Raw genomic sequence first — 24,004 nt, forward strand, 5'->3', positions numbered from 1 at the left:
TAATGCCCATCACCCGCTGTTACGTAACGCGCTGGCCAATCCATTCATCGTCAGCAGGATGCCGCGCTGCACCAGTTCGTCCTCATCGCCGGAGCGGTAGCGGCGCAGCAACTCCACCTGCAGGTGGTTCAGCGGCTCCAGGTAGGGGAAGCGGTTGAACACCGAGCGGGCCAGCGCGGGGTTGTCGGCGAGCAGGTCTTCGTGACCGGTGATGAGCTTGTGCATCGCGATGGTCCGCCGGTGCTCGTCCACGATCTTGTCGAACACCCGGTTCCGCAGTTCTTCGTCCTCGACCAGCTCCGAGTAGTGCGCCGCCAGGCCGAGGTCGCTCTTGGCGAGCACCTGAGCCATGTTGGAGAGTGCGCCCCGGAAGAACGGCCAGCGCTCGTACAGCTCGTGCAGGATCGCCACCCGCTCGGTTTCGCTTTCGGGCCCGGCCGCGATCCACTGCTCGAACGCCGACCCGGTGCCGTACCAGCCCGGAAGCATCACCCGGGACTGGCTCCACGCCAGCACCCATGGGATGGCGCGCAGGTCCGAGATCGATGAAGTGGGTTTGCGTGACGTCGGGCGGCTGCCGATGTTGAGCGAACCGATCTCGCTGACCGGCGTCGAGGCCATGAAGTAGTCGACGAAACCCGGTGTTTCGTGCACCAATTCGGCGTAGGCGCGCTGCGCCAGGGTGGCCACTTCGTCGAGCACCGCGTAGGCCGGCTCCGCAGCATCTCCCAGGCCCTCTACGTCGAGCAGCGTCGACTCCAGCGTCGCGGCCACCAAGCTCTCCAGGTTGCGCCGCGCCGCCTGCGGTTCGGCGTACTTGGCGGCGATCACCTCGCCCTGCTCGGTGAGCCGCAGCGAGCCGTTCACCGCGCCCGGGGGTTGCGCCAGGATGGCCTGATAGCTCGGCCCACCGCCGCGGCCGACGGTACCGCCGCGACCGTGGAAGAGCCGCAAGCGAATTCCGGCCTTGCGGGCCACCTCGACCAGCGCCAGCTCGGCGCGGTAGACGGCCCAGCTGGAGGCGAGGTAACCGCCGTCCTTGTTCGAGTCGGAGTAGCCGAGCATCACCTCCTGGCGCCCGTCCTGCGCGTCGACGACCGCCCGGTACAGCGGAAGCTGCAGCATCGCGTCCAGGATGGCCGCGCCGTTGTGCAGATCGTCGATCGTCTCGAAGAGCGGCGAGATGGCAACCGGGCAATACGGTTCCGGCCCGGAGGCGTCCAGCAGCCCGCCCTCTTTCAGCAGGATCGCCACCTCCAAGACGTCGGACACCGAGCGGCACATGGAGATGACGTAGTTGGGTACCGCCGCCGGGCCGTAGCGTCCGACGGCGTCCGCCGCGGCGCCGACGACCTCGAGCTCCTTGCGGGCCAACTCGGACAGGCCCCCACGGTCGCCGACCAGCGGGCGGCGGGTACTCAGTTCACCGGCCAGCAGCTCGACCCGCTCGTCCTCGGGCAGCGAAGCGTAATCTTGGTGCACCCCGGCCCAGGCCAACAGCTCCCCCACCACCTCTTCGTGGACGTCGGAGTTTTGCCGCATGTCCAGCCCGGACAAGTGAAACCCGAAGACGCTCACGCCTTCTCGCAGCAGGGCCAGGCGGTCGTCGGCCAACAGCGCACTGCCGTGTGCGCGCAGCGACTCGTCGATGGTGTCCAGGTCCGCCTGCAGTTCGGCCGGGCCGGAATACGGCGTCAGGCCGAGGTCCAGCTCGTGCTGCGGTCGGCTGTCCAGAATCTTCGCGCCCGTCGCGGTGAGCCGGGCGCGGATCACCCGCAGCGCCCGCCGGTATGGCTCGTCGGCGCGGGCCTGCTCCCCGCAGCCCTCGGCCAGCTCGGCCAGCGCCGCGGTGACGGGGACGAGCCGCGCCGACATCGACAGATCCTGCTCGAGGGCGGTGAGCTCGGCCAGGTAATGCGACAGCGCGGTGAACGCGGCGCTGCCGGTGGCCTGGCGTACCACCTCGCCGGTCACGTTCGGATTGCCGTCGCGGTCGCCGCCGATCCAGGAGCCGGGCCGCAGGATCGGTGCGGCGAGCAGGTCGGTGTCGGGCCACCGCGCCCGCAACGCATCCCGGACCTCGGCGTTGACCTGCGGAATGACCTGGAAGAACGCCGCGGAGTAATAACGCAGCCCGACCTCGATCTCGTCGGTGATCTGCAAGCGGGACAACCGGATCAGCGCGGTCTGCCACAGGGTGAGGACCTGGCGGCGCAACTCGCGCTCGATGTTGCGCCCGTCGTCGGTTTCGGTGTGCCCCTCGGCGTGCAACCGCATCAGCTGGGTGATGCGGTGCTGGGTGACGAAGACGGTGCGCCGCCGGGTTTCGGTGGGGTGGGCGGTGATCACCGGGGAGATCAAGGCACCTCGCAGCGCGTCGGCCACCGTGGCCGAATCAAGTTCGGCCCCATCGAGTTTGGCGTAGGTCGCGGCTAGGCTGCTGTCCTGCGGCGGCTCGCCGGCGGAGACGTGGATGGCGCGGCGACGCTCCCGGTGGATGTCCTCGGCCACGTTGGCCAGCAGCGCGAAGTGGCTGAACGCCCGGATGACCGGGATCGCTTGGTGAATGTCGATGCCGTCGAACATGCGCGCCAGGTCGACCCGGTCGATCTCGGAGCGGCGCACCCGAAACGACTCCACCCGCGCGCGCTCGACGAGGTCGAAAACCTCGTCCCCGCTCTGCTCGCGCACGGTGTCGCCGAGGATGGCGCCCAGCAGCCGGATGTCGGCGCGCATCGGCTCTGTCGCCTCGCGACCGACGAGCGTGCGTTGCACGGCGCCGATGGGTTCGAGCGCGATGTCGGAAACGTCAACCATGCGTCCCAGTATCGGTGCGGATCACGCGCTCCGCCCGCCGACGGGTCACCGGTACTTGATCAGCAGGGCCACCCCGATGATGGAGACCAGCCAGATGCCGGTGATGAACAGCGTCAACCGGTCCAGGTTCTTCTCCACCACGGTCGAGCCGGAGAGGCTGGACTGCACACCGCCGCCGAACAGTGTCGACAGGCCCCCACCCTTGGCGCGGTGCAGCAGCACCAGCAACACCACGAGCACGCTTGTGACCACCAGGGTGATCTGCAGGGCCAGCTCCATGACGCTAAAGCCTACCGGGTGGCGCTCGATGTGCCGCAAATGGCCCGCCGCGTGCTAGGGCAACCTTCCTTGCACTTTTTCAACATGCGTGTAACGATCAGCAATTAGATGCTCGGTGGAGAAATTCAACGTCGGCATCGAGCGATTTCTCGCAACCGTCGCTGTTTACCCTTTTGCACCTTTGCTACGTGCCAGACATTCGGACGTGGCGATGATTGCTGATTTCAGCGAAGTAAAAGACGACGATGCGGTTGTTCGGGCGTTGGCGGCCGGTTCGCCGCAGCGGATGGGAACATTCCGCTTCTATTTCGACGGGCAACGCTGGGAGTGGTGTGAGCAAGTAGCACGGCTTCATGGCTACGAACCGGGCACGGTGACGCCGACAACCGAGCTGGTGCTCGCGCACAAGCATCCCGACGATCGCAGGCAGATCGCGGCGACCCTGGATGACATCCGCCGCGACCACGGTCCGTTCAGCACGCGACATCGGATCATCGATGTGCAGGGCAACGTCCACCACGTTGTCGTGGTCGGCAACCAGCTCGTTGACGAGGCCGGCACCGTCGTTGGCACAGAAGGCTTTTACGTCGACGTGACGCCGACTGACCACATAAACCAGGAGGCCCTGACCGCCGAAGTCGAAAAGTTCAGCAAGAACCGCGCCATCATCGAGCAGGCCAAGGGCATGTTGATGGTGATCTACGGGATCGATGAAAAGACGGCATTCGCGTTGCTGACATGGCGATCCCAGGAGAACAACGTCAAGCTGCGCCCCCTGGCACGGCAAATCGTCACCGAATTTCTGGCACTCTCGCGCCGAGACGCACACCCGCTTCGAGCCGCTTACGACGACATCGTGCTGAGTGCCCATCTTCGGATCGGCACCCGACGCTGCTGACGCCCTACGGCAGGGGCCCGCCGGCGGCGATCGCCGCCAGCGTCGCGAACTGCTCACCGTCCAGGGACGCGCCGCCGACCAGGGCCCCGTCGATGTCGTCGCGGGCGATGAGGTCACCGATGTTCTTGGCGTTCACTGAGCCGCCGTAGAGCACCCGCATGGTGTCGGCGACCTGTGCCGAGGCGAGGGACCCCAGCGTCGCCCGGATCGCGGCGCACACCTCCTGGGCGTCGGCGGCGCTGGCCACCCGCCCGGTGCCGATGGCCCACACGGGCTCGTAGGCGATGACGACCTTGCCGATCTGCTCGGCGGACAGCCCGGCCAGCGAGCCGCGCAGCTGCTCCTCGCAGTGGGCGACGTGCGCGCCGGCCTCGCGGACGTCCAGGTGCTCGCCGATGCACACGATCGGGGTCAGCTCGTGCTTGAGGGCCGCGGCGGCCTTGGCGGCCGCCAGCGCGTCGTCCTCGTTGTGGTAGGTGCGCCGTTCCGAGTGGCCGACCACGACGAAGCTGCAGCCCAGCTTGGCCAGAAAGGCCCCGCTGATGTCACCGGTGTAGGCGCCCGAGTCGTGCTGAGAAAGATCCTGGCCGCCGTAGGTGAGCCGCAGCTTGTCGCCGTCGACCAGGGTCTGCACGCTGCGCAGGTCGGTGAACGGCGGCAAGACCGTGACGTCGACCTTGTCGTAGTACTTGTCCGGCAGCGCGAACGCGATCTTCTGCACCAGCGCGATCGCCTCGAAGTGATTGAGATTCATCTTCCAGTTGCCGGCGATCAGCGGCTTGCGGCTCACGCGTCTCCTCCACTTGGTTGCGGCCGCCCGAGAACCTCGATGCCCGGCAGCGTCTTGCCCTCAAGGTATTCCAGCGACGCGCCACCGCCGGTGGAAATGTGCGAGAAGTCGCCCTCCGGGATGCCCAGGGCACGCACCGCGGCCGCGGAGTCACCGCCGCCCACCACACTGAACGCGCCCTTGCCGGTCGCCGCGGCGATGGCCTCAGCGACGCCCCGGGTGCCCGTGGCGAATGCCGGGAACTCGAACACGCCCATGGGGCCGTTCCAGAAGACCGTGCGGGCGTTGGACAGCAGGGCCGCGAAGCGCTTCACCGATTCCGGGCCGATGTCCAGCCCGATCATGTCGTCCGGGATGGCGTCGGCGGCCACCGTCTGCGGTGGCGAGTCGGCGGCGAACTGCTGGGCGACCACGACGTCCCTGGGCAGCCGCAGCACGTCGACGTAGGTGTCCAGCAGCCGGCGGCAGGTGTCGACCATCTCCTCTTCCAGAAGCGACTTCCCCACCGAAAAGCCTTGTGCCGCAAGGAAGGTGAAGCACATCCCGCCGCCGATCACGATGCTGTCGGCCTTGGTCGCCAGCGACTCGATGACGCCGAGCTTGTCGGACACCTTCGACCCGCCGAGCACCACCGCGTAGGGGCGGGTGGTCGAGCTCGTCAACTGCTCCAGCACCCGGATCTCGTCGGCCACCAGCGTGCCGGCGTAGTGCGGCAGCAGCGTGGCCACGTCGTAAACCGAGGCCTGCTTGCGGTGCACCACCCCGAACCCGTCGGAGACGAAAGCCCCTCCGGGCGAGACCAATTCGGCGAGTTCGCGGGCGAGCGCGAGTCGCTCGCCGTCGTCCTTGCTGGTTTCGCGCGGATCGAAGCGGATGTTCTCCAGCAGCAGGACGTCGCCGTCCGTGAGTCCCTCGGCCCGGGCCAGCGCGTCGCCGCCGACTACATCACCGGCCAGCTGCACGTGCCGACCGAGCTGCTCACCGAGCGCCGCGGCGACCGGCGCCAGCGACAACTTCGGGTTCGGCCCGTCTTTCGGCCGCCCCAGGTGCGCGGTGACCACCACCTTGGCGCCGGCGTCGACGAGCGCCTGCAACGTCGGCACCGACGCGGTGATGCGGCCCGGGTCGGTGATGGCGCCTTCGTCGTCGAGTGGGACGTTGAGGTCGGAGCGCACCAGCACGCCCCGACCCGAAACACCCTCGGCCAGTAGGTTTTCGAGTGTAGGAACGGCCACGGCTACAGCGACTTGCCGACCAGTGCGACGAGGTCGATGAGGCGGTTGGAGTAGCCCCACTCGTTGTCGTACCAGGACACCACCTTGGCCTGGTTATCGATCACCTTGGTCAGGCCCGAGTCGAAGATCGAGCTGTGCGGGTCGGTGACGATGTCGCTGGAGACGATCGGGGCGTCGTAGTACTTCAGGATGCCCTTCAGCTTGCCCTCCGCCGCGGCTTTGAAGGCGGCGTTGATGTCTTCGGCGCTGGCGGATTTGGACAGCTCGGCGGTGAGGTCGGTCACCGAGCCGGTGGGGATCGGCACGCGCAACGCGTAACCGTCGAGCTTGCCCTTCAGCTCCGGCAGCACCAGCCCGATGGCCTTGGCCGCGCCGGTGGAGGTCGGCACGATGTTCAGCGCGGCGGCACGCGCCCGGCGCAGGTCCTTGTGCGGCCCGTCCTGCAGGTTCTGGTCCTGGGTGTAGGCGTGGATGGTGGTCATCAGCCCCTTGACGATGCCGAACTCGTCGTTGAGGACCTTGGCCAGCGGCCCGAGGCAGTTCGTGGTGCACGACGCGTTGGAGATGATGTTCTGGCTGCCGTCGTACTTGTCGTCGTTGACGCCCAGGACGATGGTGATGTCCTCGTCGGTGGCGGGCGCCGAGATGATCACCTTCTTGGCGCCGGCGTCCAGGTGGCCCTTGGCCTTGGCGGCGTTGGTGAACAGGCCGGTGGATTCCACCACGACGTCGACGCCCAGGTCGCCCCACGGCAACGCTGCCGGACCCTCCCGGACCTCGAGCGCCTTGATCTTGTGCGGGCCCACCACGATGGTGTCCTGGCCTTCCAGGCTGACGTCGTAGGGCAGCCGGCCCAGGATCGAGTCGAATTTGAGCAGGTGCGCCAGAGTGTGGTTGTCGGTGATGTCGTTGACCGCCACCACCTCGATGTCGGCGGTGCCCTGCTCCTGTTGGGCCAGTAGGGCCCGGTAGAAGTTGCGTCCGATTCGACCGAAGCCGTTGATGCCTACTCGGACCGTCACTTGATCTCTCCCTGTCTTGGCGATGTCTTTACTGAGTCCGCTGAATACGCGCTCGTGGTCAGCCTAGATGAGCAACATGCGCGGTTGCCGCCCCGGTTCCCGCGGACAATGTGACCTCAGTCGCGGCGGGTCTTCTTCAGCCATTTCAGCGCCGACTCGGCGGCGTGGTAACCACACAGGCCATGGATGCCGGCCCCCGGCGGCGTGGACTGAGAACACAGGTAGACGCCCGGAACGCCGGTGGCGTAGGGATCGACGGCGATGCGGGGGCGGAAGATCACCTGCAGCCCGTCGTTGGCGCCGCCGATGATGTCGCCGCCGATGAAGTTCGCGTTGTAGGCCTGCAGCTCGGCGGGCCCCTTGCTGACCGTCGCCAGGACGCGGTCGGAGAACCCGGGCGCAAACCGCTCGATCTGGCCGACGACGGCGGCGGTGGCGTCGCCGTCGTAGCCGAACGGCACGTGTGCGTACGCCCAGATCGGGTTGACGTTGCCGGCCGAGCGGGACGGGTCGCTCAGGTACTGCTGCCCGAGAAGCACAAAGGGCCGGTCGGCCATCTTCCCTTGCGCGCGTTGGCGTTCGGTGTCCGCCATCTCGGCGAAGGTGCCGCCCAGGTGCACGGTGCCCGCCCGGGCGCAGTCGGGGTTGGTCCACGGGATGTCGCCCTCGATGGCGAAGTCGACCTTGAACGCCGACGAGCCCTCGCGGTAACGCCGATACGACCGCCGGATCCGGCTCGGCATGGCGTCGCCGTAGATGGCGAGCGCCGCGGCCGGGCTGAGGTCGAGCATGACGATGTCGGCATCCGGGATGTCCTTGCGACTGCTGACGGTGACCCCGGTGGCCACCGAGCCGCTGTACTCCTGCAGGGCCGCGGACAGCGCTTGGCTGATCGACCCGGATCCCCCTTGCGCGACGGGCCAGCCGTAGCGGTGCCCGCTGGCCAGGATCATCAACCCCAGGGACGCGGTGAGCGGCCGGTCCAGCCGGGTGTAGACGTGCGCGGCCGCGCCGCCGAACAGCGCGCGCGCCTGCTCGGTGCGGAACCAGCGGGCCATGGTGGTGGCCGGCAGCAGCGCCCGCGGGCCGAAACCGGCCAGGCGCAGCGGGTGCCGCGGGATGCCCAGCACCGGCCCCATGAGATCCTCGGCCAGCTCGTCGAATCCCTCCGCGAGGTCGCCTATCGCCCGCCGCCACCGGGCGCCGTCGGCCCCCATCCGGGCCACGGTTTCATCGAGCGACTGATAGAGCACGCCGGCGGTGCCGTCGTCGAGCGGGTGCGCGCAGTCGACCTCCGGCCACTTCCACCGCAGCCCGTAGCGCTGCAGGTCGATCTCCTTCCAGAACGGCGAACCGACGCCCAGCGGGTGAAACGCCGAGCAGTGGTCGTGGATGACGCCGGCCATCGTCAGTTCGCCGGAGCGGGCTCCGCCGCCGACGGTGTCGCACGCCTCGAGCACCTGCACGTCGACGCCGTGCCGGGCGAGGTGGATCGCCGCGGCCAGGCCGTTGGGGCCGGCGCCGACCACCACCGCCCTGGTCATCGAGGGCTGCCCGGCGGGTCGTCGCCACTTAGCACATGCACGGGCAACTCGTCGCCGGGCTCCGGCCACGGCTGGCGGGCGAGCATGTCCTCGACGTTGACATAGCCTTCCTCGATCAGTCCAGCCTTGGCGTCGAAGATGCGGTACCACTGCTTCTGGATGTGGATGGGCTGTCCCTCGAGGACGATCACCCGCACGTCGCCGTCCTCGAAATGGCAACGGCGCTGCACGGCTTCGAGCAGCTGCTCGTTGTGCAGATGGCCCTCTCCGAAGTTCCAGCCGACGAGCGGCCCGGCGACGATTTCGCCCTCGCGGATCTTGTAATTGGCTTCGTCGGCCTCTCCCCCCAGGGCGCGAGGCACGAGGGCGTTGAGCGCGCGGCCGTGCAGGTGCATGGCCCGGAAGGCGGCGGTCTTGTCCGCCATGATCTCCGCGGTCTCGGGGTCGTAAAGCCGGGCCAGCTGGTTGACGACGAGGGCGGAGCTCTTGACGATCTCGGCGTCGATCTTTTCCTCCGCGCCGGCGCGGAAGCACCACACGCTGGACGCCCAGTTGCCGGCGTAGTACCTCATCGCGGGGAGGAACGAAATCTTCTCGGGGAACATGTTTCCCGCGATCACGAATGCCACTGCGGCGGCGACGAGGGCCCACAGCAGCGGCGAACGCAGGTCGGTGGCCTGGATCGAGGCGTAGTGCCCGAACAGATAGAACAGCGAGAAGATGAAGAAGACGTTCCACTCCAACGGAACTCCCATCGGGAGGTTGGAAATGATGTTGAGGTGAAAGATCACCATGAATCCGATCAGGAACCACCGCCACGGGTGATCGCCGGCGAAGAAGACCAGCACCGTCGGAACCACGAATTCGGCTGTGGTGCCGCCGACGTGGGCCATCATCTTCGGCAACCAGGTGGGACGCAGATCGTTGATGTGGTCGCGGTACAGCATGTGCTTGATCGGTGTGAACACTTTGGGCCGCAGCAGCGCGTTATTGCTCGTCATCACCGACACCACATACGGGAAGTGGTGGTTGAGCTTGGATGTTGCAGCGCCCCACCACAACAACAGCATGATGAGCTTGTATGCCGCGATCTGATCGGTGAACGGGAAGAAGAACACGAACAGCTTGAGCCAGTAGTGCTCGCCGCGCGCGGCCAGGAAAATGGTCTTGTCGCGCAGGCCCAGTACCGCCAGCGCGACGATCGTCGGGATGACGCGGACGGGGTCGATCAGGCCGACGTCGCCGGCCGCGGTGACCGGGCCGCCGTGGCCGGGCGACAGCAGCGCCCACACCCCGCCGGCCAAAACGATTGCGTACAGTGCGACGTCGACGACGGTGCGGCTGTCACCGGCGGTGAACGGCACCTTTCCCGGCCACGCCGGCAGCCGAATCGTGTTGGGCCGCAGCCAGTACAAGATTCCGCCGATGGGCGGCATGAACCGTCCGGTCAGCGGGCCCGACCCACAACCCAGGCCGGTCACCTCGAACAGCAGCGTGAAGACGATGACCTTCTGGTAGACGATCGGCTGCGTCCACCAGTCGCCGATGCGGCCGAGCCCGCCGAGGCCCGGGGTCAGCGAGATGATCGCGGCGGGAACGGCGATGTACAGGGCGATCTTGATCAGGTACAGCAGATAGACGGCATACGGTGTTCCGAAGCCCTGTTCCGCCCAGTGCCGCGTCACGACCTGCAGCCGGGTGGCCCGGGGCAGAGTCGGCCAGGTCTTGCGATCGACGTCGGGAAGGTCCGGGGTCATGAATCCCATGGGCGGCCTCGTTCGGTGTCGGAAGAAACCAGCTGGCCCGTCAAATGTATCGGCACCGCCAAGCGGGTGTGGCCGAATCGGCGCGCCCAACCCTGCGCCGGTCGCCCCAGCGACGAAAACCGCTGCGCCGTAGGCGAATAGCTACCGGACCGCGGACCGGGGCCGCGGGGAAAGGGCGGGTGGCTCGGCGGGTACCCGGCGGGCGAATCGGCGGCGCAACTTCTCGAGCATGCCGTCGAGATTGTCCCGGTCCTGTTCCTCGATGCGCGCCATGCGGCGAAGGCTGCAGACGGCGTCGACGTCGCCGCTGGCCTGCGCGGCGACGATCGCCTTCTGGTAGTCGTCGAGCCGCTGTTCGATGAGCCTGCGGTTCTGCGAGAGCAGCCGCACGAAGTAGTCGGCCTGGCGGTGGTCCGCCGCGTCCGGGTTGGCCGGATCGACGTCACCGGCCGGGCGGCCCGTGGTCGGTGCGGACGGCGACGGGCCCTGACCGCGATGGGCCGGTTCGGTGCGAACGACCCCGACGTGGGGCCGCCGGGCGCGGGGGGCACTTCTGCGCGCGGCGCCCGAGCGGGCGTTGCGCTCGGGGGACAAACCGGCAACGTCCATCGGGGTCCCGTTTCTCGAGATTTCACTGAGTGCGTCGTAACAATAGCGGCAGGGCCGGGCCGGCACCATATCGCGGAAGAGGAAAGAGATAAACACCATGACCGCCGCCGCGCCCCGGTCGCTACCATCGAGGAATTCGACGCGGCTCCTCATACCTAGGGCGGCCTCGCGGGAGCGTCTAAGGGAGGAACGTGACCGACAACGATCACTCCGATGTCGGCGACATCGGCAAATTCGACCCCGTCTTGACCCAGCGCCTGATGAGCGTGATGCGCCCGGCCATGAAGACATACTTCCGGTCGGAGGTGCACGGCCTGGAGTCGTTCCCGCCCGGCGGGGCGCTCGTCGTGGGCAACCACTCCGGCGGCATGTTCCCGATGGACGTCCCCATCTTCAGCGTCCACTTCTACGAGAAATTCGGTTACGACCGGCCGATCTACACGCTGAGCCACGACATCCTCATGGCCGGCCCCACCGGCGAGCTCTTCCGCCGTACCGGATACATCCGGGCCAACCGGGAGAACGCGGCCAAGGCCCTGCGGTCCGGCGGGGTGGTCATCGTCTTCCCCGGCGGTGACTACGACGCGTACCGGCCCACGCTCTCGGAGAACGTCATCGACTTCGATGGCCGCAAGGGATACGTCAGGACGGCGATCGAGTCCGGCGTCCCCATCGTGCCCGCGGTGTCCATCGGCGGACAGGAGACGCAGCTCTACCTGTCGCGCGGCACCTGGCTGGCCGAGCGCTTGGGGGTGAAGCGCTTGCTGCGCAGCGCGATCCTGCCGTTGTCGTTCGGCTTCCCCTTCGGCTTCAGTGCGGTGATCCCGCCCAATCTGCCGCTGCCCACCAAGATCGTCACGCAGGTGCTGAAGCCGATCGATATCACCGCGCAATTCGGTGACGACCCGGACGTCGACGAGGTCGACGAGCACGTGCGGTCGGTGATGCAGCAGGCCCTCAAGGACCTGGCCGCCAAGCGACGCTTCCCGATCCTGGGCTGAGCAGTGGCTTCTCCTTTGGGTCCGATCAGCGACGCCCTCGGCGTCATCACCACCCTGCGGCGCGCCGGCATGATTGCGCCGATGCGGCCCGACCGCTACCTGAAGATCGCCGCCGCCATGCGCCGCGAGGGCATGGGGATGACCGTGGGCTTCGCCAGCGCGGCGCAACGCTGCCCGGACCGGCCGGGCCTGGTCGACGAGCTCGGCACGCTGACCTGGCGCCAGCTCGACGAGCGGATCAACGCGCTCGCCGCGGCGCTGCAGGCCTTGCCCTCGGGCCAGCCCAAGGTCGTCGGGATCATGTGCCGCAACCACCGCGGCTTCGTCGAGGCGGTGGTGGCGACCAACCGGGTCGGCTCCGACGTCGTGCTGCTCAACACGTCATTCGCCGGGCCCGCGCTCGCCGAGGTGGTCAACCGCGAAGGCGTCGACGCCGTCATCTACGACGAGGAGTTCACCGACACGGTGGACCGTGCGCTGGCCGACAAACCGGACGCCACCCGCATCGTGGCCTGGACCGACGGGCAGCACGAGCTGACCGTCGAAAAGCTCATCACCGAGCACACCGGCCGGCAACCCGAGCGCACCGGACGCAAGGGCAGGATGATCCTGCTGACCTCCGGCACCACCGGAACTCCCAAGGGCGCCAATCAAACCGGCGGCAACGCCGGCATCGGCACGCTCAAGGCCATCCTGGACCGAACGCCGTGGCGGGCCGAGGAGACGGTGGTGGTCGTGGCGCCGATGTTCCACGCGTGGGGCTTTTCGCAGTTGATCTTCGCGGCGTCGATGGCGTGCACCGTGGTCACCCGGCGCAAGTTCGACCCCGAGGCCACGCTGGACCTCATCGACCGGCACCAGGCGACCGGCCTGGCAGTGGTGCCGGTGATGTTCGACCGCATCATGGAGCTCCCGCCCGAGGTGCGAAAGCGGTACAGCTGCAAGTCATTGCGATTCGCGGCGGCATCGGGCTCGCGGATGCGGCCCGACGTCGTGACCGCGTTCATGGACGAGTTCGGCGACGTGATCTACAACAACTACAACGCCACCGAGGCCGGCATGATCGCCACGGCCACTCCGCAGGACCTGCGCGCCGCACCCGACACCGCGGGCCGCCCGGCGGGCGGGACCGAAATCCGAATTCTGGACAGCGATTTCAACGAGCTGCCCACCGGCGAGGTCGGCACCATCTACGTCCGCAACGACACCCAGTTCGAGGGTTACACCTCGGGCACGACCAAGGATTTTCACGCGGGGTTCATGTCGTCGGGCGACGTCGGCTACCTCGACGAGGCCGGCCGGTTGTTCGTGGTCGGCCGCGACGACGAGATGATCGTCTCCGGCGGCGAGAACGTCTATCCGATCGAGGTGGAGAAGACGCTGGCGGCGCACCCCGACGTGGCCGAGGCCGCGGTCATCGGCGTCGACGATGAGCAGTACGGCCAGCGCCTGGCGGCATTCGTGGTTTTGAACGCGGGCGCCGAGGCCACGCCCGAGACGCTCAAACAGCATGTCCGGGAAAACCTGGCCAACTACAAAGTGCCCCGCGAGATCGCCGTCCTCGACGAACTCCCGCGCGGCAGCACCGGCAAGATCCAACGCAACGAACTGCAAGCTCGGGTCAACGGCTGATGCGCCGCCGCCTCTCGGAACTGCGGCGCCCCCGGCCGCTGGCGCGGGCCGCACTGGAATTGGCCAACGCCGCCAACGGATTACGGCCGCTGGCACGCAAGGGCTACAGCACCGTGTTGGTCTTCTGGTTCGGCTGGCCGACGTCGGAGGTGCCAGGCGTCTACTTCACCGTCTCCTTGGTGGATGCGCTGCGGCGCGCGCGGCGCGGCCACTTCGAGGGACGGCGCGGCAAGGCGGCGCTGGCCCTGACGGCCGCGTCGTGGGCGATCCTCGGGGTGATCCGCTACCGCGGCATCACCACCCCCGGCCCGGTGCTCGAGGCGGGCCTACGCGAGCAGCTCGGACACGATTACGAAGAGGCGCTGAGCAGTCTGCCGCACGCCAAGCCCACGCGCAGCGGGCGGCGCAGCCTGCCGCTGGGCAACACCGTCGCCCGCCGGCGCTACGTCGAGAAGACGAACGTGGTGTCCTACGGCCCGAACGGTCGCGCCAACCTCGCCGACATCTGGCGCCGCCGCGACCTGCCGCGGGACGCCAAGGCGCCCGTGCTGCTGCAAGTGCCCGGCGGGGCCTGGATGATCGGGATGCGCCGGCCGCAGGCCTACCCGCTGATGAGCCACCTGGCCGCCCGCGGCTGGGTGTGCGTGTCCATCGGTTATCGCGTCTCGCCCCGCCACACCTGGCCCGACCACATCGTCGACGTCAAACGGGCGCTGGCATGGGTCAAGGAGAACATCGCCGACTACGGTGGTGACCCCGACTTCGTCGCCGTCACCGGCGGCTCCGCGGGCGGACACCTGTGCGCGCTGGCGGCGCTGACCCCCAACGACCCGCAATTCCAGCCGGGCTTCGAAGACGCCGACACGTCGGTGGTGGCGGCGGTCCCGATCTACGGCCGCTACGACTGGTTCTCGACCGAGGGCGAGGGTCGGCCCGAATTCGTCTCGCTGCTCGAAAAGTTCGTAGTGAAGCGGCAATTCGACGCGCACCGCGACGTCTACGTCGACGCCTCGCCGATCCGGCGGCTGCGGGCCGACGCGCCCCCGTTCTTCGTCCTGCACGGCCGCGACGATTCCCTGATCCCCGTCGGCGAAGCTCAGGAGTTCACCGAGGAGCTGCGCGCGGTGTCGAAGTCCCCCGTCGCCTACGCCGAATTACCAAGCGCGCAACACGCTTTCGACATCTTCAGTTCGCCCCGGGCGCATCGGTCCGCCGAGGCCGTCGCGCGGTTCCTGTCCTGGGTGTACGCGACGAACCCGCCCGATCGCGACTAAGGACCACGCCGACAACCACTCGCACCGCCTAGCGCGACACCTGATCGCGGAACGCCGTGCGATACGCCTGTGGTGACACCCCGACGAGGCGCTTGAACTGCTCGCGGAAGTTTGCGGCCGACTCGAAACCCACACGACGGCCGATGCTTTCGACGTTGTCGGACGTGCCTTCCAGGAGCTGCTGAGCATGGCGCACCCGCACACCGGTGAGCCATTGGATCGGTGTCTGGCCCGTCTCCGCCTGGAAGCGGCGATTGAGGGTACGAGTGCTGGTGGCCGCGTAGGCGGCGATCTCCTGCAGCGTCAGATTTTCGTGCGCATGTGCTTCGATCCAGGCGAGCACCCCGTCGAGGCGGGTGTTGGCCGGCCGCCGATTGCGCAGGATGAACTGCGCTTGGCCGCCGGCCCGGTGTAGCGGCGCGACGGCCAGGCGTGCGGACTCCGCGGCGACGGCCGACCCGTAGTCGCGGGCGACCAGGTGCAGACACAGGTCCAGACCCGCCGACGCCCCGGCCGACGTCAAGATCTGACCTTCGTCCACGTAAAGCACATCCGGGTCGAGATCGACGGCGGGATAGGTGTTTCGGAAGTCGGCGGCTCCCAGCCAGTGTGTCGTCGCCCGCTTGCCGTCGAGAACACCGGCGGCGGCAAGAACGAAGGCACCGGTGCAGATCGAAGCGATGCGAATCCCGCTGTCGTGAGCCGCCTTCAGCGCGACAATCAGTGCCCGCGGTGCCGGCGCCAACGGATCGTTGGAGCCGGGCACCACGATGGTGTCGGCGTCGCAGAGCTCGTCGATCCCGTGGTCGGTCGCGATGCGAATCGGACCCGCACCGACCTCCGCCTCCGTCCCACACACCCGCACCCGGTAGCCCGCTCGGCCGTCCGGCAGCCTGACCCGGCCGAAGACGTCGATCGGTGTCGCCAGGTCGGAGACCACGCAATCCGGCAACGCAACCACGGCGACCCGATGCACGTTTGGCAATATACCAGCGCAATGCGTCCTTCTTGCCACTGGTTCTGCGGCACCCGTCCTGCCAGCATTGGCAATCGTGTTCGCACAAATCGTCCTGATCGACAAGTTCGATCTGCTCGACGTCATCGCCCCCTTCGAGGTACTCACGGCGGGCGCTCAGGCGGTGGGTGGGGACTTGATCGTCGAGCTCGTCTCCGCCGAGGGACGCCGCGAAGTACTCAGCGGCACCGAGGATGTCGCATTGCTGGCCACCGGCGGCCTGGACCCGACCAAGCCGGGATACGTAATCGTTCCCGGTGTGAGCGGGGCGATCGCGGGCGACCCGGACCACGGCGCCGAGACCATTCCCGTATTGCTGGCCCGCACACTCGACACTCCCCTCATTCCGTTGCTGCGCAGGTGCTTTGACGACTCCGAGGTCATCGTCGGATCGGTCTGTGGCGGATCGGCGCTGCTGGCAATGGCGGGGCTGATCGAGAACCGCTACGCCACAAGCCATTACCTGGGCATCGACCTCCTCGACGCGGCGGGAGTGAACGCTGTCAGGGCCCGCGTCGTCGACGACGGCGACTTCGTCAGCGCGGGCGGCGTCACCTCCGGTCTCGACCTGGCGCTCTACCTATTGGAGCGTTCCTACGGGCCCCGCGTCGCGCACGCCGTGGAGGAGCTGTTCGAATACGAGCGCCGCGGCATCGTGTGGAAGCCGTCGGGGCGCGAACCGGTGGAGATCTGACATGCCCATCCTCGGAGAGTGGGACGTACTTATCAAGACGCCGATCGGGTCGCTGGTCGTCATCTACGCCTTCAGCCCGGATGAGGACGGCCTTCGCGGCACCGCCACCCTGAACGGCGAAACCACGTCGCTATGGGATATTTCGGTCGACGGCGACAGGGTGACCTGGCGGCAGTCGGTCACCAAGCCGATGCGGTTGAACCTCGAGTTCGACGTGACCGTCACCGGTGACCAGCTGAACGGTCATTCACGGGCAGGGCGGCTGCCCCGCTCGAAGGTGACCGGCACGCGCCGCGGCTGACGCATCGGGTGCGGAGATGAACTTGCTCGATGATCCGAAAACCTTTGCCAACGAGCCTTATACGACGGTAGGCCGAGCGGACCGGTGAGCGCGTTCCTGCTGTCGGTTCACCTGGTGGCGGCGATCCCCCAGTGGCGATCGCGAGCGGCCTAGCCGGGGCGATGCGGGTCGCCAATCGGGTGCCAACTCGTTGTAATCCCTTGTGTCACTTTGGCTTCAGTGGTCACATGGCGGCCGTTTTTGTCGGTGGGTGTTCGTAGGGTTTGCGGCATGGGTGTCAGTGGTCGTGAGGAGATCGTCGAGGTGTTCGACGCGCTCGACGACGACGTGGAGCGCCTGTGTGGGTTGTCTTTTGATGTGTTGACCACCCCGGAGCGGCTGCGCGCCCTGGAGCGCCTGGAACGGGTGTACCGCCGGTTGCGCGCCCCGCAGCACGCGTTGATCAACCAGCTCGACGCCCAGGCCAGCCCCGCGGAGTTGGGTGGCTCGCTGCGGGTGGGCCTGGCTGATCGGTTGCGCATCACCAAGGCCGAGGCCGCCCGGCGCATCGCCGACGCCCGCGATCTGGGCGAGCGGCGCGCGTTGACCGGCGAGCCGCTGGCCCCGCAACTGAGCGCCACCGCGGCCGGCCAACGCGATGGGGTCATCGGTGACAGCCACGTGAAAGTCATCCGGAGCTTTTTTGCCCAGCTGCCCGCCGCGGTGGACGCATTGACCCGCCAGGCCGCCGAGGCCGACCTGGCCGGCAAGGCCGCCGGCTATCGGCCCGACGAGTTGGCCAAATACGCCGGGCGGGTGATGGATTGGCTGCACCCCGACGGGGAATTCAGCGACGCCGAGCGGGCCCGCAAACGCGGCATCACCCTGGGCGCCCAGGAGATCGACGGCATGTCGCGCCTGAGCGGCATGATCACCCCGGAGCTACGCGCCGCCATCGAGGCCATGCTGGCCAAACTGGCCGCCCCCGGGGCGTGCAATCCCGAGGATGAGACTCCGGTGGTCGATGCCACCCCCGATGAGGACACGGTGCGCCGCGACACCCGCTCGACAGCGCAGCGCAACCACGACGCGTTCCTCGCCGGTCTGCGCGGCCTGTTGGCTTCGGGAAAACTCGGCCAGCACAACGGGTTGCCGGTCTCGATCGTGGTCACCACCACGCTGCAGGACCTGGAGGCCGCCGCCGGCAAGGCCCTGACCGCCGGCGGCACCCTGGTACCCATGAGCGATGTGATCCGCTGGGCCGGCCACGCCCACCACTACCTCGCCATCTTCGATGGCGCCAAATCACTGGCGCTGCACCACACCAAACGAATCGCCTCCCCCGCGCAACGGATCATGCTCTACGGCAAGGACCGCGGCTGCACCAAACCCGGCTGTGATGCCCCCGCCTACCACAGCCAGGTCCACCACATCACCGGCTGGACCACCACCCGCCGCACCGACATCGACGACCTCACCCTGGCCTGCGGCCCCGACAACCGCCTCGCCGAACAAGGCTGGACCACCCGCACCAACACCCGCGGCGAAACCGAATGGCTCCCACCACCCCACCTCGACCGCGGACAACCCCGAACCAACACCTACCACCACCCCGAACGATTCCTCCGCGACCAAGAAGACCCAGACGACGACCCCGTTTGACCCATCAACTAGGGCCATAAGTCACAAATCTAGGGGCTTTAGCCTGCGTGTATATCAGCCTGACCGCCGCAAAACTATAACGTGTTCTAGTAGCCGCGCGAGCGACTGGAGGCGTGAAGTGAGTATCGATACCGCCGGCGTCGGGGTGCGAGAGATCGACGTGGGAACGTTGCCGAGCCGGTTTGCCCGCGGCTGGCACTGCCTGGGCGTGGCCAAAGACTTCCTCGACGGAAAGCCTCATCCGGTCAACATCTTCGGCACGAAGCTCGTCGTCTTCGCCGACTCGGACGACAATTTGCGAGTCCTCGACGCCTACTGCCGGCACATGGGCGGAGACTTGTCGCAGGGCGTGGTCAAGGGCGACACCGTCGCGTGCCCGTTTCACGATTGGCGGTGGGGCGGCGACGGCAGGTGCAAGGAGGTGCCGTATGCCAAGCGCACACCGCGAATGGCCCGCACCCGCTCATGGCCTACCGAGGTGCACAACGGCCTGTTGTTCGTCTGGCACGACCACGAGGGCAATCCGCCGTCACCGCAGTTGCAGATCCCCGACATTCCGGAGGCCGCCAGCGACGCGTGGACCGACTGGCGCTGGCGCAGCGAGCTCATCGAGGGTTCGAATTGCCGCGAGATCGTGGACAACATCGTCGACATGGCACATTTCTTCTATATCCACTACGGCTTCCCGACGTATTTCAAGAACGTCTTCGAGGGGCATATCGCCTCGCAATATCTGCGCACTGTCGGCCGGCCCGATGTGCTGCTCGGCGGGTCGCACTACACCGGTGAACAGACACTGGATTCCGAGGCCTCCTACTTCGGCCCGTCGTTCATGATCAACTGGCTGCACAACAGTTACGGCGGCTACAAAGTGGAATCGATCCTCGTCAACTGTCATTACCCTGTCACGCAGAACTCCTTCATGCTGCAGTGGGGCATCAAGGTGCGGAAGCCGGAAGGCATGGACGACGCCGCCACCGAGAAGCTGTCCGAAGCGTTCACCGAGGGCGTCAGCATGGGCTTCCTGCAGGACGTCGAGATCTGGAAGCACAAGACCCGAATCGAGAACCCGTTGCTGGTGGAAGAGGATGGCCCGGTCTATCAGCTGCGGCGCTGGTATCAGCAGTTCTATGTCGATGCCGCGGAGGTCACGCCGGAGATGACCGACCGCTTTGAGTATGAGGTCGACACGACCGCCGCGAACAAGCACTGGCATGCGGAGGTAGAAGAGAATCTTCGGCCCAAGGTCGCGCAGCCGCAATAGGATGCAGCCGCAATAGGAGTCAGCCGCAATAAGATTCAATGCTCGACCGGACACTTACCGGTGTAGTCGACCTGCCAGTGCTTGATGCCGTTGAGCCAGCCGGACCGGATCCGCTCCGGTCTTGCGATGGGCCTGAGGTCGGGCATGTGGTCGGCGATGGCGTTGAACATCAGGTTGATCGTCAACTTGGCCAGGTTGGCGCCGATACAGTAATGCTCGCCGGTGCCGCCAAATCCGACGTGCGGGTTGGGATTCCGCAAGATGTCGAACGTGAACGGGTCGGTGAAGACGTCCTCGTCGAAGTTGGCGGAGCGGTAGAACATCAACACCCGCTGACCCTTCTTGATCGTCACGCCCGACAGCTCGGTGTCCCGGTTGGCGGTGCGCTGGAACGCGGTGACCGGGGTGGCCCACCGGACGATCTCGTCCGCCGCGGTCTCCGGGCGCTCCTTCTTGTACAGCTCCCACTGGTCGGGGAAGTCGGCGAACGCCATCATGCCCTGGGTGATCGAATTGCGGGTGGTCTCGTTGCCGGCGACCGCCAGCATCATCACGAAGAACCCGAACTCGTCGTCGGACAGCTTCTCGCCGTCGATATCCGCCTGCAGCAGCGTGGAAACGATGTCGTCGCCGGGATTTTCGGCCTTGACCTCGGCCATTTTCATCGCGTAGGCCAGCACCTCCGCCGATGACGCCTTGGGATCGATATGTGCGTACTCGGGATCCTGGGCGCCGGTCATCTCGTTGGACCACCGGAAGAGCTTGCCGCGGTCCTCCTGCGGCACCCCGAGCAGCCCGGCGATAGCCTGCAGCGGCAATTCGCACGCCACCTGCTCGACGAAATCGCCGGAACCCTCGGCGGCGGCGGCCTTGGCGATGGCCTGCGCCCGCTCGTTGAGCTGGTCGCGCAGCCGCCCGATCGCGCGTGGCGTGAACCCGCGGGAGATGATCCTGCGCAGCCGGGTGTGGTGCGGCGGGTCCATGTTGAGCAGGACGAACCGCTGCACGTCGATGTCTTCGCGGCTCATGTCGTCGGCGAAGCGCGGGATGGCGCCGTTGAGCCAGCTGGAGAAGACGTCGTTGCGCAGCGATACCTCCTTGACGTCTTTGTGCTTGGTCACCACCCAGAAGCCGCCGTCGTTGAAACCACCCTTGCCGACGGGCTGGTCGCACCACCAAATCGGTGCGTTGCGGCGGAGTTCGGCGAGCTCCTCGACGGGTAGGCGCTCGGCGTAGATGTTCGGGTCGGTCGGGTCGAAGCCGGGGGGAAGGTGCGGGCAGGTCATCGATGGCTCCTCTGCGAGTCAGATCAGCATTGAGTCAGACCATGGTGTCGGCGGCCGGCAGCCCGAATTCGTGATTGCCGAAGATCAGGTAGGCCCGCTCGGGATCGTTGGCGGCGTGCACACGGCCGGCGTGCGCGTCGCGCCAGAACCGTTGCATCGGAGCGCTATTGGCCAACGCGGTGGCGCCCGATGCGTCGAACAGCCGGTCGATCGAAGCGACCGCGCGAGCGGTGGCGCGCACCTGGTCGCGACGGGCCCGGGTCCGCAGCTCGAACGGGACCTCCCGGCCCGCCACCAGGCACGAGTATTCGTCGCCGACGTTGCCCATCAGCTGTCGCCACGCGGCGTCGATGTCGCTGGCCGCCTCGGCGATGCGCACCTTGGCGAAGGGGTCATCTTTGGATTTCTCGCCCGCGAACGCGGCACGCACCCGCTTGCCTTGATGCTCGACATGCGATTCGTAGGCGCCATAGGCCATGCCGACGATCGGGGCGGTGATCGTGGTGGGATGCATTGTTCCCCACGGCATCTGGTAGACAGGAGCGGTGTTGACGGCCAGCCCGCCCGCGGTGTGATCGTTCATCGACTTGTAGGACAGGAACCGGTGCCGGGGCACGAAGGCGTCCTTGACCACCAGGGTGTTGCTGCCGGTGCCCTTCAGGCCGACCACATGCCAGACGTCGTCGATGCGGTAATCGCTGTTCGGGATCAAGAAGCTGCCGAAGTCGACCGGCTGGCCGTCCTTGAGCACCGGGCCGCCGACGAAGGTCCACGTGGCGTGGTCGCAACCCGACGACCAGTTCCACGAGCCGTTGACCACATAACCACCGTCGACCACCCGACCGGCGCCCATCGGAGCGTACGACGAGGAGATGCGCACGCCCGTGTCCTCGCCCCAGACGTCTTGCTGGGCCTGCTGGTCGAACTGCGCCGCGTGCCAGTTGTGCACGCCAAGGATCGATGCCACCCATCCGGTTGACCCGCACGCGCTGGCCAGGCGCCTGACGGCCTCGAAGAATACCGTCGGATCGCATTGCATCCCGCCCCACTGCGCTGGTTGCAGCAGCCGGAAGAAGCCGATGTCCTGGAGTTCGCTCACGGTGGCGTCCGGCAGTCGCCGCAGATCCTCGGTCTCCTCTGCCCGCTGCCGCAGCTTGGGCAAAAGGTCGTCGATGGCGGCCAACACCGACTGGGCATCAACTTCTCGAACGGACGTCACTGCTTACCTCCTGACGTGCGCACTGATCACCGAACTAGATGACGTTGCAATGGCAGCCAAATATTTCGTTGTTTCCGCAGTACAGCAGCAATAAAACCTGGTCTGTAACTTGTTCTAATTATGGCCCGACGCCGAGTCGGAAATAGGGCATAAAGTCCCATAGCTGTCCCGCGCCGGTCGCCCTCGCTACGGGAATCGTCGTCACACGCCGCGATCCGGTCACCCGGGATCAGGGGCGAAGACCCTGGAAGTGAAGTCGAGAACCTAAGGCGCCAACGACATTTCGGAGACTGCTACGCCGCTAGCTCACTCCCGCGCGGCGGCCTTCTCCAGGTCGGTCAACGCCGGCTCGATGCGGTCGGCCATGTCGTCGATGTCGCTGGCCACCTCGGGCGTCGTCACGAAACCGAAGTCCAGGTAGTCGGTGTAGGAGAAGCAGGTGATGTTCAGGGCGACGTCCATGACGGGCGGCCCGAGCGGCACCAGCGAATCGAGCCTGGCGCCGGCCATGTACAACGGGAACGGCGGACCGGGCACGTTGGACACAACCAGGTTGATGGGGGCCAGGTTTCGCGACAGCCCGCTGGCGGTGTAGGCCCGCGCGGCCAGCCCCAGCAGTCCCGGCGGCGTCGTTTCGGTCAGCCCCATGATCTGGTGCGCCGACAACGCCTTGGCCATCAGCTTGGCGTTCTGGGTGCTTTCGTGGATTGCCCGCAGCCGCTCCCCCGGGTCTTCGACGTCGGTGGCCAACGAGACAGTCATCGAGCTCACCTGGTTGCCGACGTCCTCCTTATTGTCGTCGGTGCGAGTGGAGACCGGGATCTGCGCGATGAGCGGCTTGGCCGGCAGCTCGCCGCGCTTCTGCAAGTACTCGCGGGCCGCCCCGGCCACGAGCGCCAGCACCACGTCGTTGAGCTTGACGCCGTAGGCGTCCTTGACGGCCTTGGCCCGGGCCAGCTCGACGCGGCAGCCGGTGATCCGGCGGTGCGGCGACACGGGTGCGTTGAACCGGGTCTTGGGCGCTTCGAAGTACCGCGGGGGCCGGCCGCTCACGCCCAGCGCGGCGATCTGCTGGCGCACGGTCTGCTCCACGAGCCTGGCGATGCGGAAGGGCGTCTTGACGCCGACGTTGATGAGCGCGCCCACCGCCCGGCGTTCGATGCCCGGGATGCGCGAGCCCACCAGGGATCCGACCGTTTCCTGTTGCGGCGGGCGCGGTTCCGGCGTGACGTCCAAGAGGATCTCACCCAGGCCGGCCCCGGAGACGCCGTCGACGATGGCGTGGTGCATCTTGGTCAGCGACGCGACCCGGCCACCCTCGACGCCCTCGATCACCCACATCTCCCACAGCGGCCGGGCACGGTCCAGCTTGTAGGACATCAACCGGCCAACCAGCTCCTCGAGCTCACGCCGCCCGCCCGGCGCCGGCACGGCGATGCGCCGGATGTGGAAGTCGATGTCCAATTCCTCGTCTTCGACGAACCACGGCCGGTCCAGCCCGAGCGGCGCACCGGTGACCCGCCACCGCAGCTGCGGCAGCTCGGGCAGCCGCTCGATGATCAGTTCGCGGAGCCGCTGAAAGCTGTACTCGGGTGTTTCCTTCGGGTCACAGATCGCCAGTGCCCCCACATGCATGTGCCAGCCCGCAGTCTCGGCCGACCAAAACGCCGCATCAACGCTCGAAAGCCGCTTCATCCCCCGACCGTAGCCCCCGCCT

At 67.2% G+C, this 24,004-nt stretch carries 20 protein-coding genes; 8 read left to right on the forward strand and 12 right to left on the reverse strand.

The annotated features are described in order from the left end of the window. Nucleotides 1-9: 9 nt before the first annotated feature. On the reverse strand, nucleotides 10-2,817 hold the full coding sequence (gene ppc / locus A5711_RS05275) for a phosphoenolpyruvate carboxylase (protein ID WP_067944590.1): 2,808 nt from the start codon (nucleotides 2,815-2,817) through the stop codon (nucleotides 10-12). Nucleotides 2,818-2,862: 45 nt separating this feature from the next. Beyond that, nucleotides 2,863-3,096: a preprotein translocase subunit SecG gene (gene secG, locus A5711_RS05280; RefSeq protein WP_040624202.1), complete on the reverse strand. Its 234-nt coding sequence runs from the start codon at nucleotides 3,094-3,096 to the stop codon at nucleotides 2,863-2,865. Between the two features lie 211 nt (nucleotides 3,097-3,307). On the opposite strand from secG, the gene A5711_RS05285 reads away from it, so the two are divergent. Next, entirely contained in the window at nucleotides 3,308-3,994 is a 687-nt protein-coding gene (locus A5711_RS05285; RefSeq protein ID WP_067944616.1) for a PAS and ANTAR domain-containing protein, read from the forward strand. Nucleotides 3,995-3,998: 4 nt separating this feature from the next. On the opposite strand, the gene tpiA is transcribed toward A5711_RS05285, so the two are convergent. The 6 genes from tpiA to A5711_RS05315 form a co-directional block, all read right to left on the reverse strand. Further along, nucleotides 3,999-4,784, reverse strand: coding sequence for a triose-phosphate isomerase (gene tpiA, locus A5711_RS05290; protein WP_067944591.1), 786 nt, complete (start codon nucleotides 4,782-4,784; stop codon nucleotides 3,999-4,001). Next, nucleotides 4,781-6,019, reverse strand: a complete 1,239-nt coding sequence (pgk, locus tag A5711_RS05295) for a phosphoglycerate kinase (RefSeq protein WP_067944592.1) — start codon at nucleotides 6,017-6,019, stop codon at nucleotides 4,781-4,783. The genes tpiA and pgk overlap by 4 nt, the downstream gene beginning before the upstream one ends. 2 nt (nucleotides 6,020-6,021) lie before the next feature. Further along, the gene (gene gap / locus A5711_RS05300) at nucleotides 6,022-7,041 is read right to left on the reverse strand and encodes a type I glyceraldehyde-3-phosphate dehydrogenase (RefSeq protein ID WP_067944593.1); all 1,020 of its coding nucleotides are present in this window, start codon (nucleotides 7,039-7,041) and stop codon (nucleotides 6,022-6,024) included. Nucleotides 7,042-7,157: 116 nt separating this feature from the next. Continuing rightward, nucleotides 7,158-8,585 (reverse strand): NAD(P)/FAD-dependent oxidoreductase, encoded by a 1,428-nt coding sequence (locus A5711_RS05305; protein ID WP_067944594.1) that lies wholly within the window; start codon nucleotides 8,583-8,585, stop codon nucleotides 7,158-7,160. Then, nucleotides 8,582-10,351: a DUF3556 domain-containing protein gene (locus A5711_RS05310; protein ID WP_067944595.1), complete on the reverse strand. Its 1,770-nt coding sequence runs from the start codon at nucleotides 10,349-10,351 to the stop codon at nucleotides 8,582-8,584. The genes A5711_RS05305 and A5711_RS05310 overlap by 4 nt, the downstream gene beginning before the upstream one ends. Nucleotides 10,352-10,492: 141 nt before the next feature. Then, nucleotides 10,493-10,960 (reverse strand): hypothetical protein, encoded by a 468-nt coding sequence (locus tag A5711_RS05315; protein WP_067944596.1) that lies wholly within the window; start codon nucleotides 10,958-10,960, stop codon nucleotides 10,493-10,495. Nucleotides 10,961-11,220: 260 nt separating this feature from the next. On the opposite strand from A5711_RS05315, the gene A5711_RS05320 reads away from it, so the two are divergent. Genes A5711_RS05320 through A5711_RS05330 form a run of 3 tightly spaced genes read left to right on the forward strand, consistent with a single transcriptional unit; the run spans nucleotide 11,221 to nucleotide 14,867 of the window. Beyond that, on the forward strand, nucleotides 11,221-11,961 hold the full coding sequence (locus A5711_RS05320; protein ID WP_156744789.1) for a lysophospholipid acyltransferase family protein: 741 nt from the start codon (nucleotides 11,221-11,223) through the stop codon (nucleotides 11,959-11,961). Between the two features lie 24 nt (nucleotides 11,962-11,985). Then, a complete protein-coding gene (gene fadD12 / locus A5711_RS05325) occupies nucleotides 11,986-13,593 on the forward strand; it encodes an acyl-CoA ligase FadD12 (RefSeq protein ID WP_082975652.1) in 1,608 nt (535 codons plus the stop codon). Further along, nucleotides 13,593-14,867: an alpha/beta hydrolase gene (locus A5711_RS05330; protein WP_067944598.1), complete on the forward strand. Its 1,275-nt coding sequence runs from the start codon at nucleotides 13,593-13,595 to the stop codon at nucleotides 14,865-14,867. Before fadD12 ends, A5711_RS05330 begins: the two co-directional genes overlap by 1 nt. A 28-nt stretch (nucleotides 14,868-14,895) precedes the next feature. Here A5711_RS05330 and A5711_RS05335 read toward each other — a convergent pair whose 3' ends face one another. Beyond that, nucleotides 14,896-15,843, reverse strand: a complete 948-nt coding sequence (locus A5711_RS05335; RefSeq protein WP_067944599.1) for a GlxA family transcriptional regulator — start codon at nucleotides 15,841-15,843, stop codon at nucleotides 14,896-14,898. 76 nt (nucleotides 15,844-15,919) lie between these two features. Between A5711_RS05335 and A5711_RS05340 the strand changes: the two genes are divergently transcribed. The 4 genes from A5711_RS05340 (at nucleotide 15,920) to A5711_RS05355 (ending at nucleotide 19,782) form a co-directional block, all read left to right on the forward strand. Further along, nucleotides 15,920-16,576 (forward strand): DJ-1/PfpI family protein, encoded by a 657-nt coding sequence (locus tag A5711_RS05340; RefSeq protein WP_067944618.1) that lies wholly within the window; start codon nucleotides 15,920-15,922, stop codon nucleotides 16,574-16,576. 1 nt (nucleotide 16,577) lies between these two features. After that, on the forward strand, nucleotides 16,578-16,877 hold the full coding sequence (locus A5711_RS05345; protein ID WP_067944600.1) for a hypothetical protein: 300 nt from the start codon (nucleotides 16,578-16,580) through the stop codon (nucleotides 16,875-16,877). Nucleotides 16,878-17,147: 270 nt separating this feature from the next. Beyond that, nucleotides 17,148-18,518, forward strand: a complete 1,371-nt coding sequence (locus A5711_RS05350) for an HNH endonuclease signature motif containing protein (protein ID WP_067944601.1) — start codon at nucleotides 17,148-17,150, stop codon at nucleotides 18,516-18,518. Nucleotides 18,519-18,636: 118 nt separating this feature from the next. Then, a complete protein-coding gene (locus A5711_RS05355) occupies nucleotides 18,637-19,782 on the forward strand; it encodes a Rieske 2Fe-2S domain-containing protein (RefSeq protein WP_067944602.1) in 1,146 nt (381 codons plus the stop codon). Between the two features lie 35 nt (nucleotides 19,783-19,817). Here A5711_RS05355 and A5711_RS05360 read toward each other — a convergent pair whose 3' ends face one another. From A5711_RS05360 to A5711_RS05370, 3 genes are all read right to left on the reverse strand, one after another. Continuing rightward, the gene (locus tag A5711_RS05360; protein WP_067944603.1) at nucleotides 19,818-21,068 is read right to left on the reverse strand and encodes a cytochrome P450; all 1,251 of its coding nucleotides are present in this window, start codon (nucleotides 21,066-21,068) and stop codon (nucleotides 19,818-19,820) included. Nucleotides 21,069-21,102: 34 nt separating this feature from the next. Further along, nucleotides 21,103-22,287, reverse strand: a complete 1,185-nt coding sequence (hsaA, locus tag A5711_RS05365) for a 3-hydroxy-9,10-secoandrosta-1,3,5(10)-triene-9,17-dione monooxygenase oxygenase subunit (RefSeq protein ID WP_067944604.1) — start codon at nucleotides 22,285-22,287, stop codon at nucleotides 21,103-21,105. A gap of 306 nt (nucleotides 22,288-22,593) precedes the next feature. Further along, nucleotides 22,594-23,982, reverse strand: coding sequence for a wax ester/triacylglycerol synthase family O-acyltransferase (locus tag A5711_RS05370; RefSeq protein ID WP_067944605.1), 1,389 nt, complete (start codon nucleotides 23,980-23,982; stop codon nucleotides 22,594-22,596). Nucleotides 23,983-24,004: the final 22 nt, after the last annotated feature.

The sequence above is a fragment of the Mycobacterium sp. E2238 genome, assembly GCF_001672665.1.
Taxonomy (GTDB): Bacteria; Actinomycetota; Actinomycetes; order Mycobacteriales; family Mycobacteriaceae; genus Mycobacterium.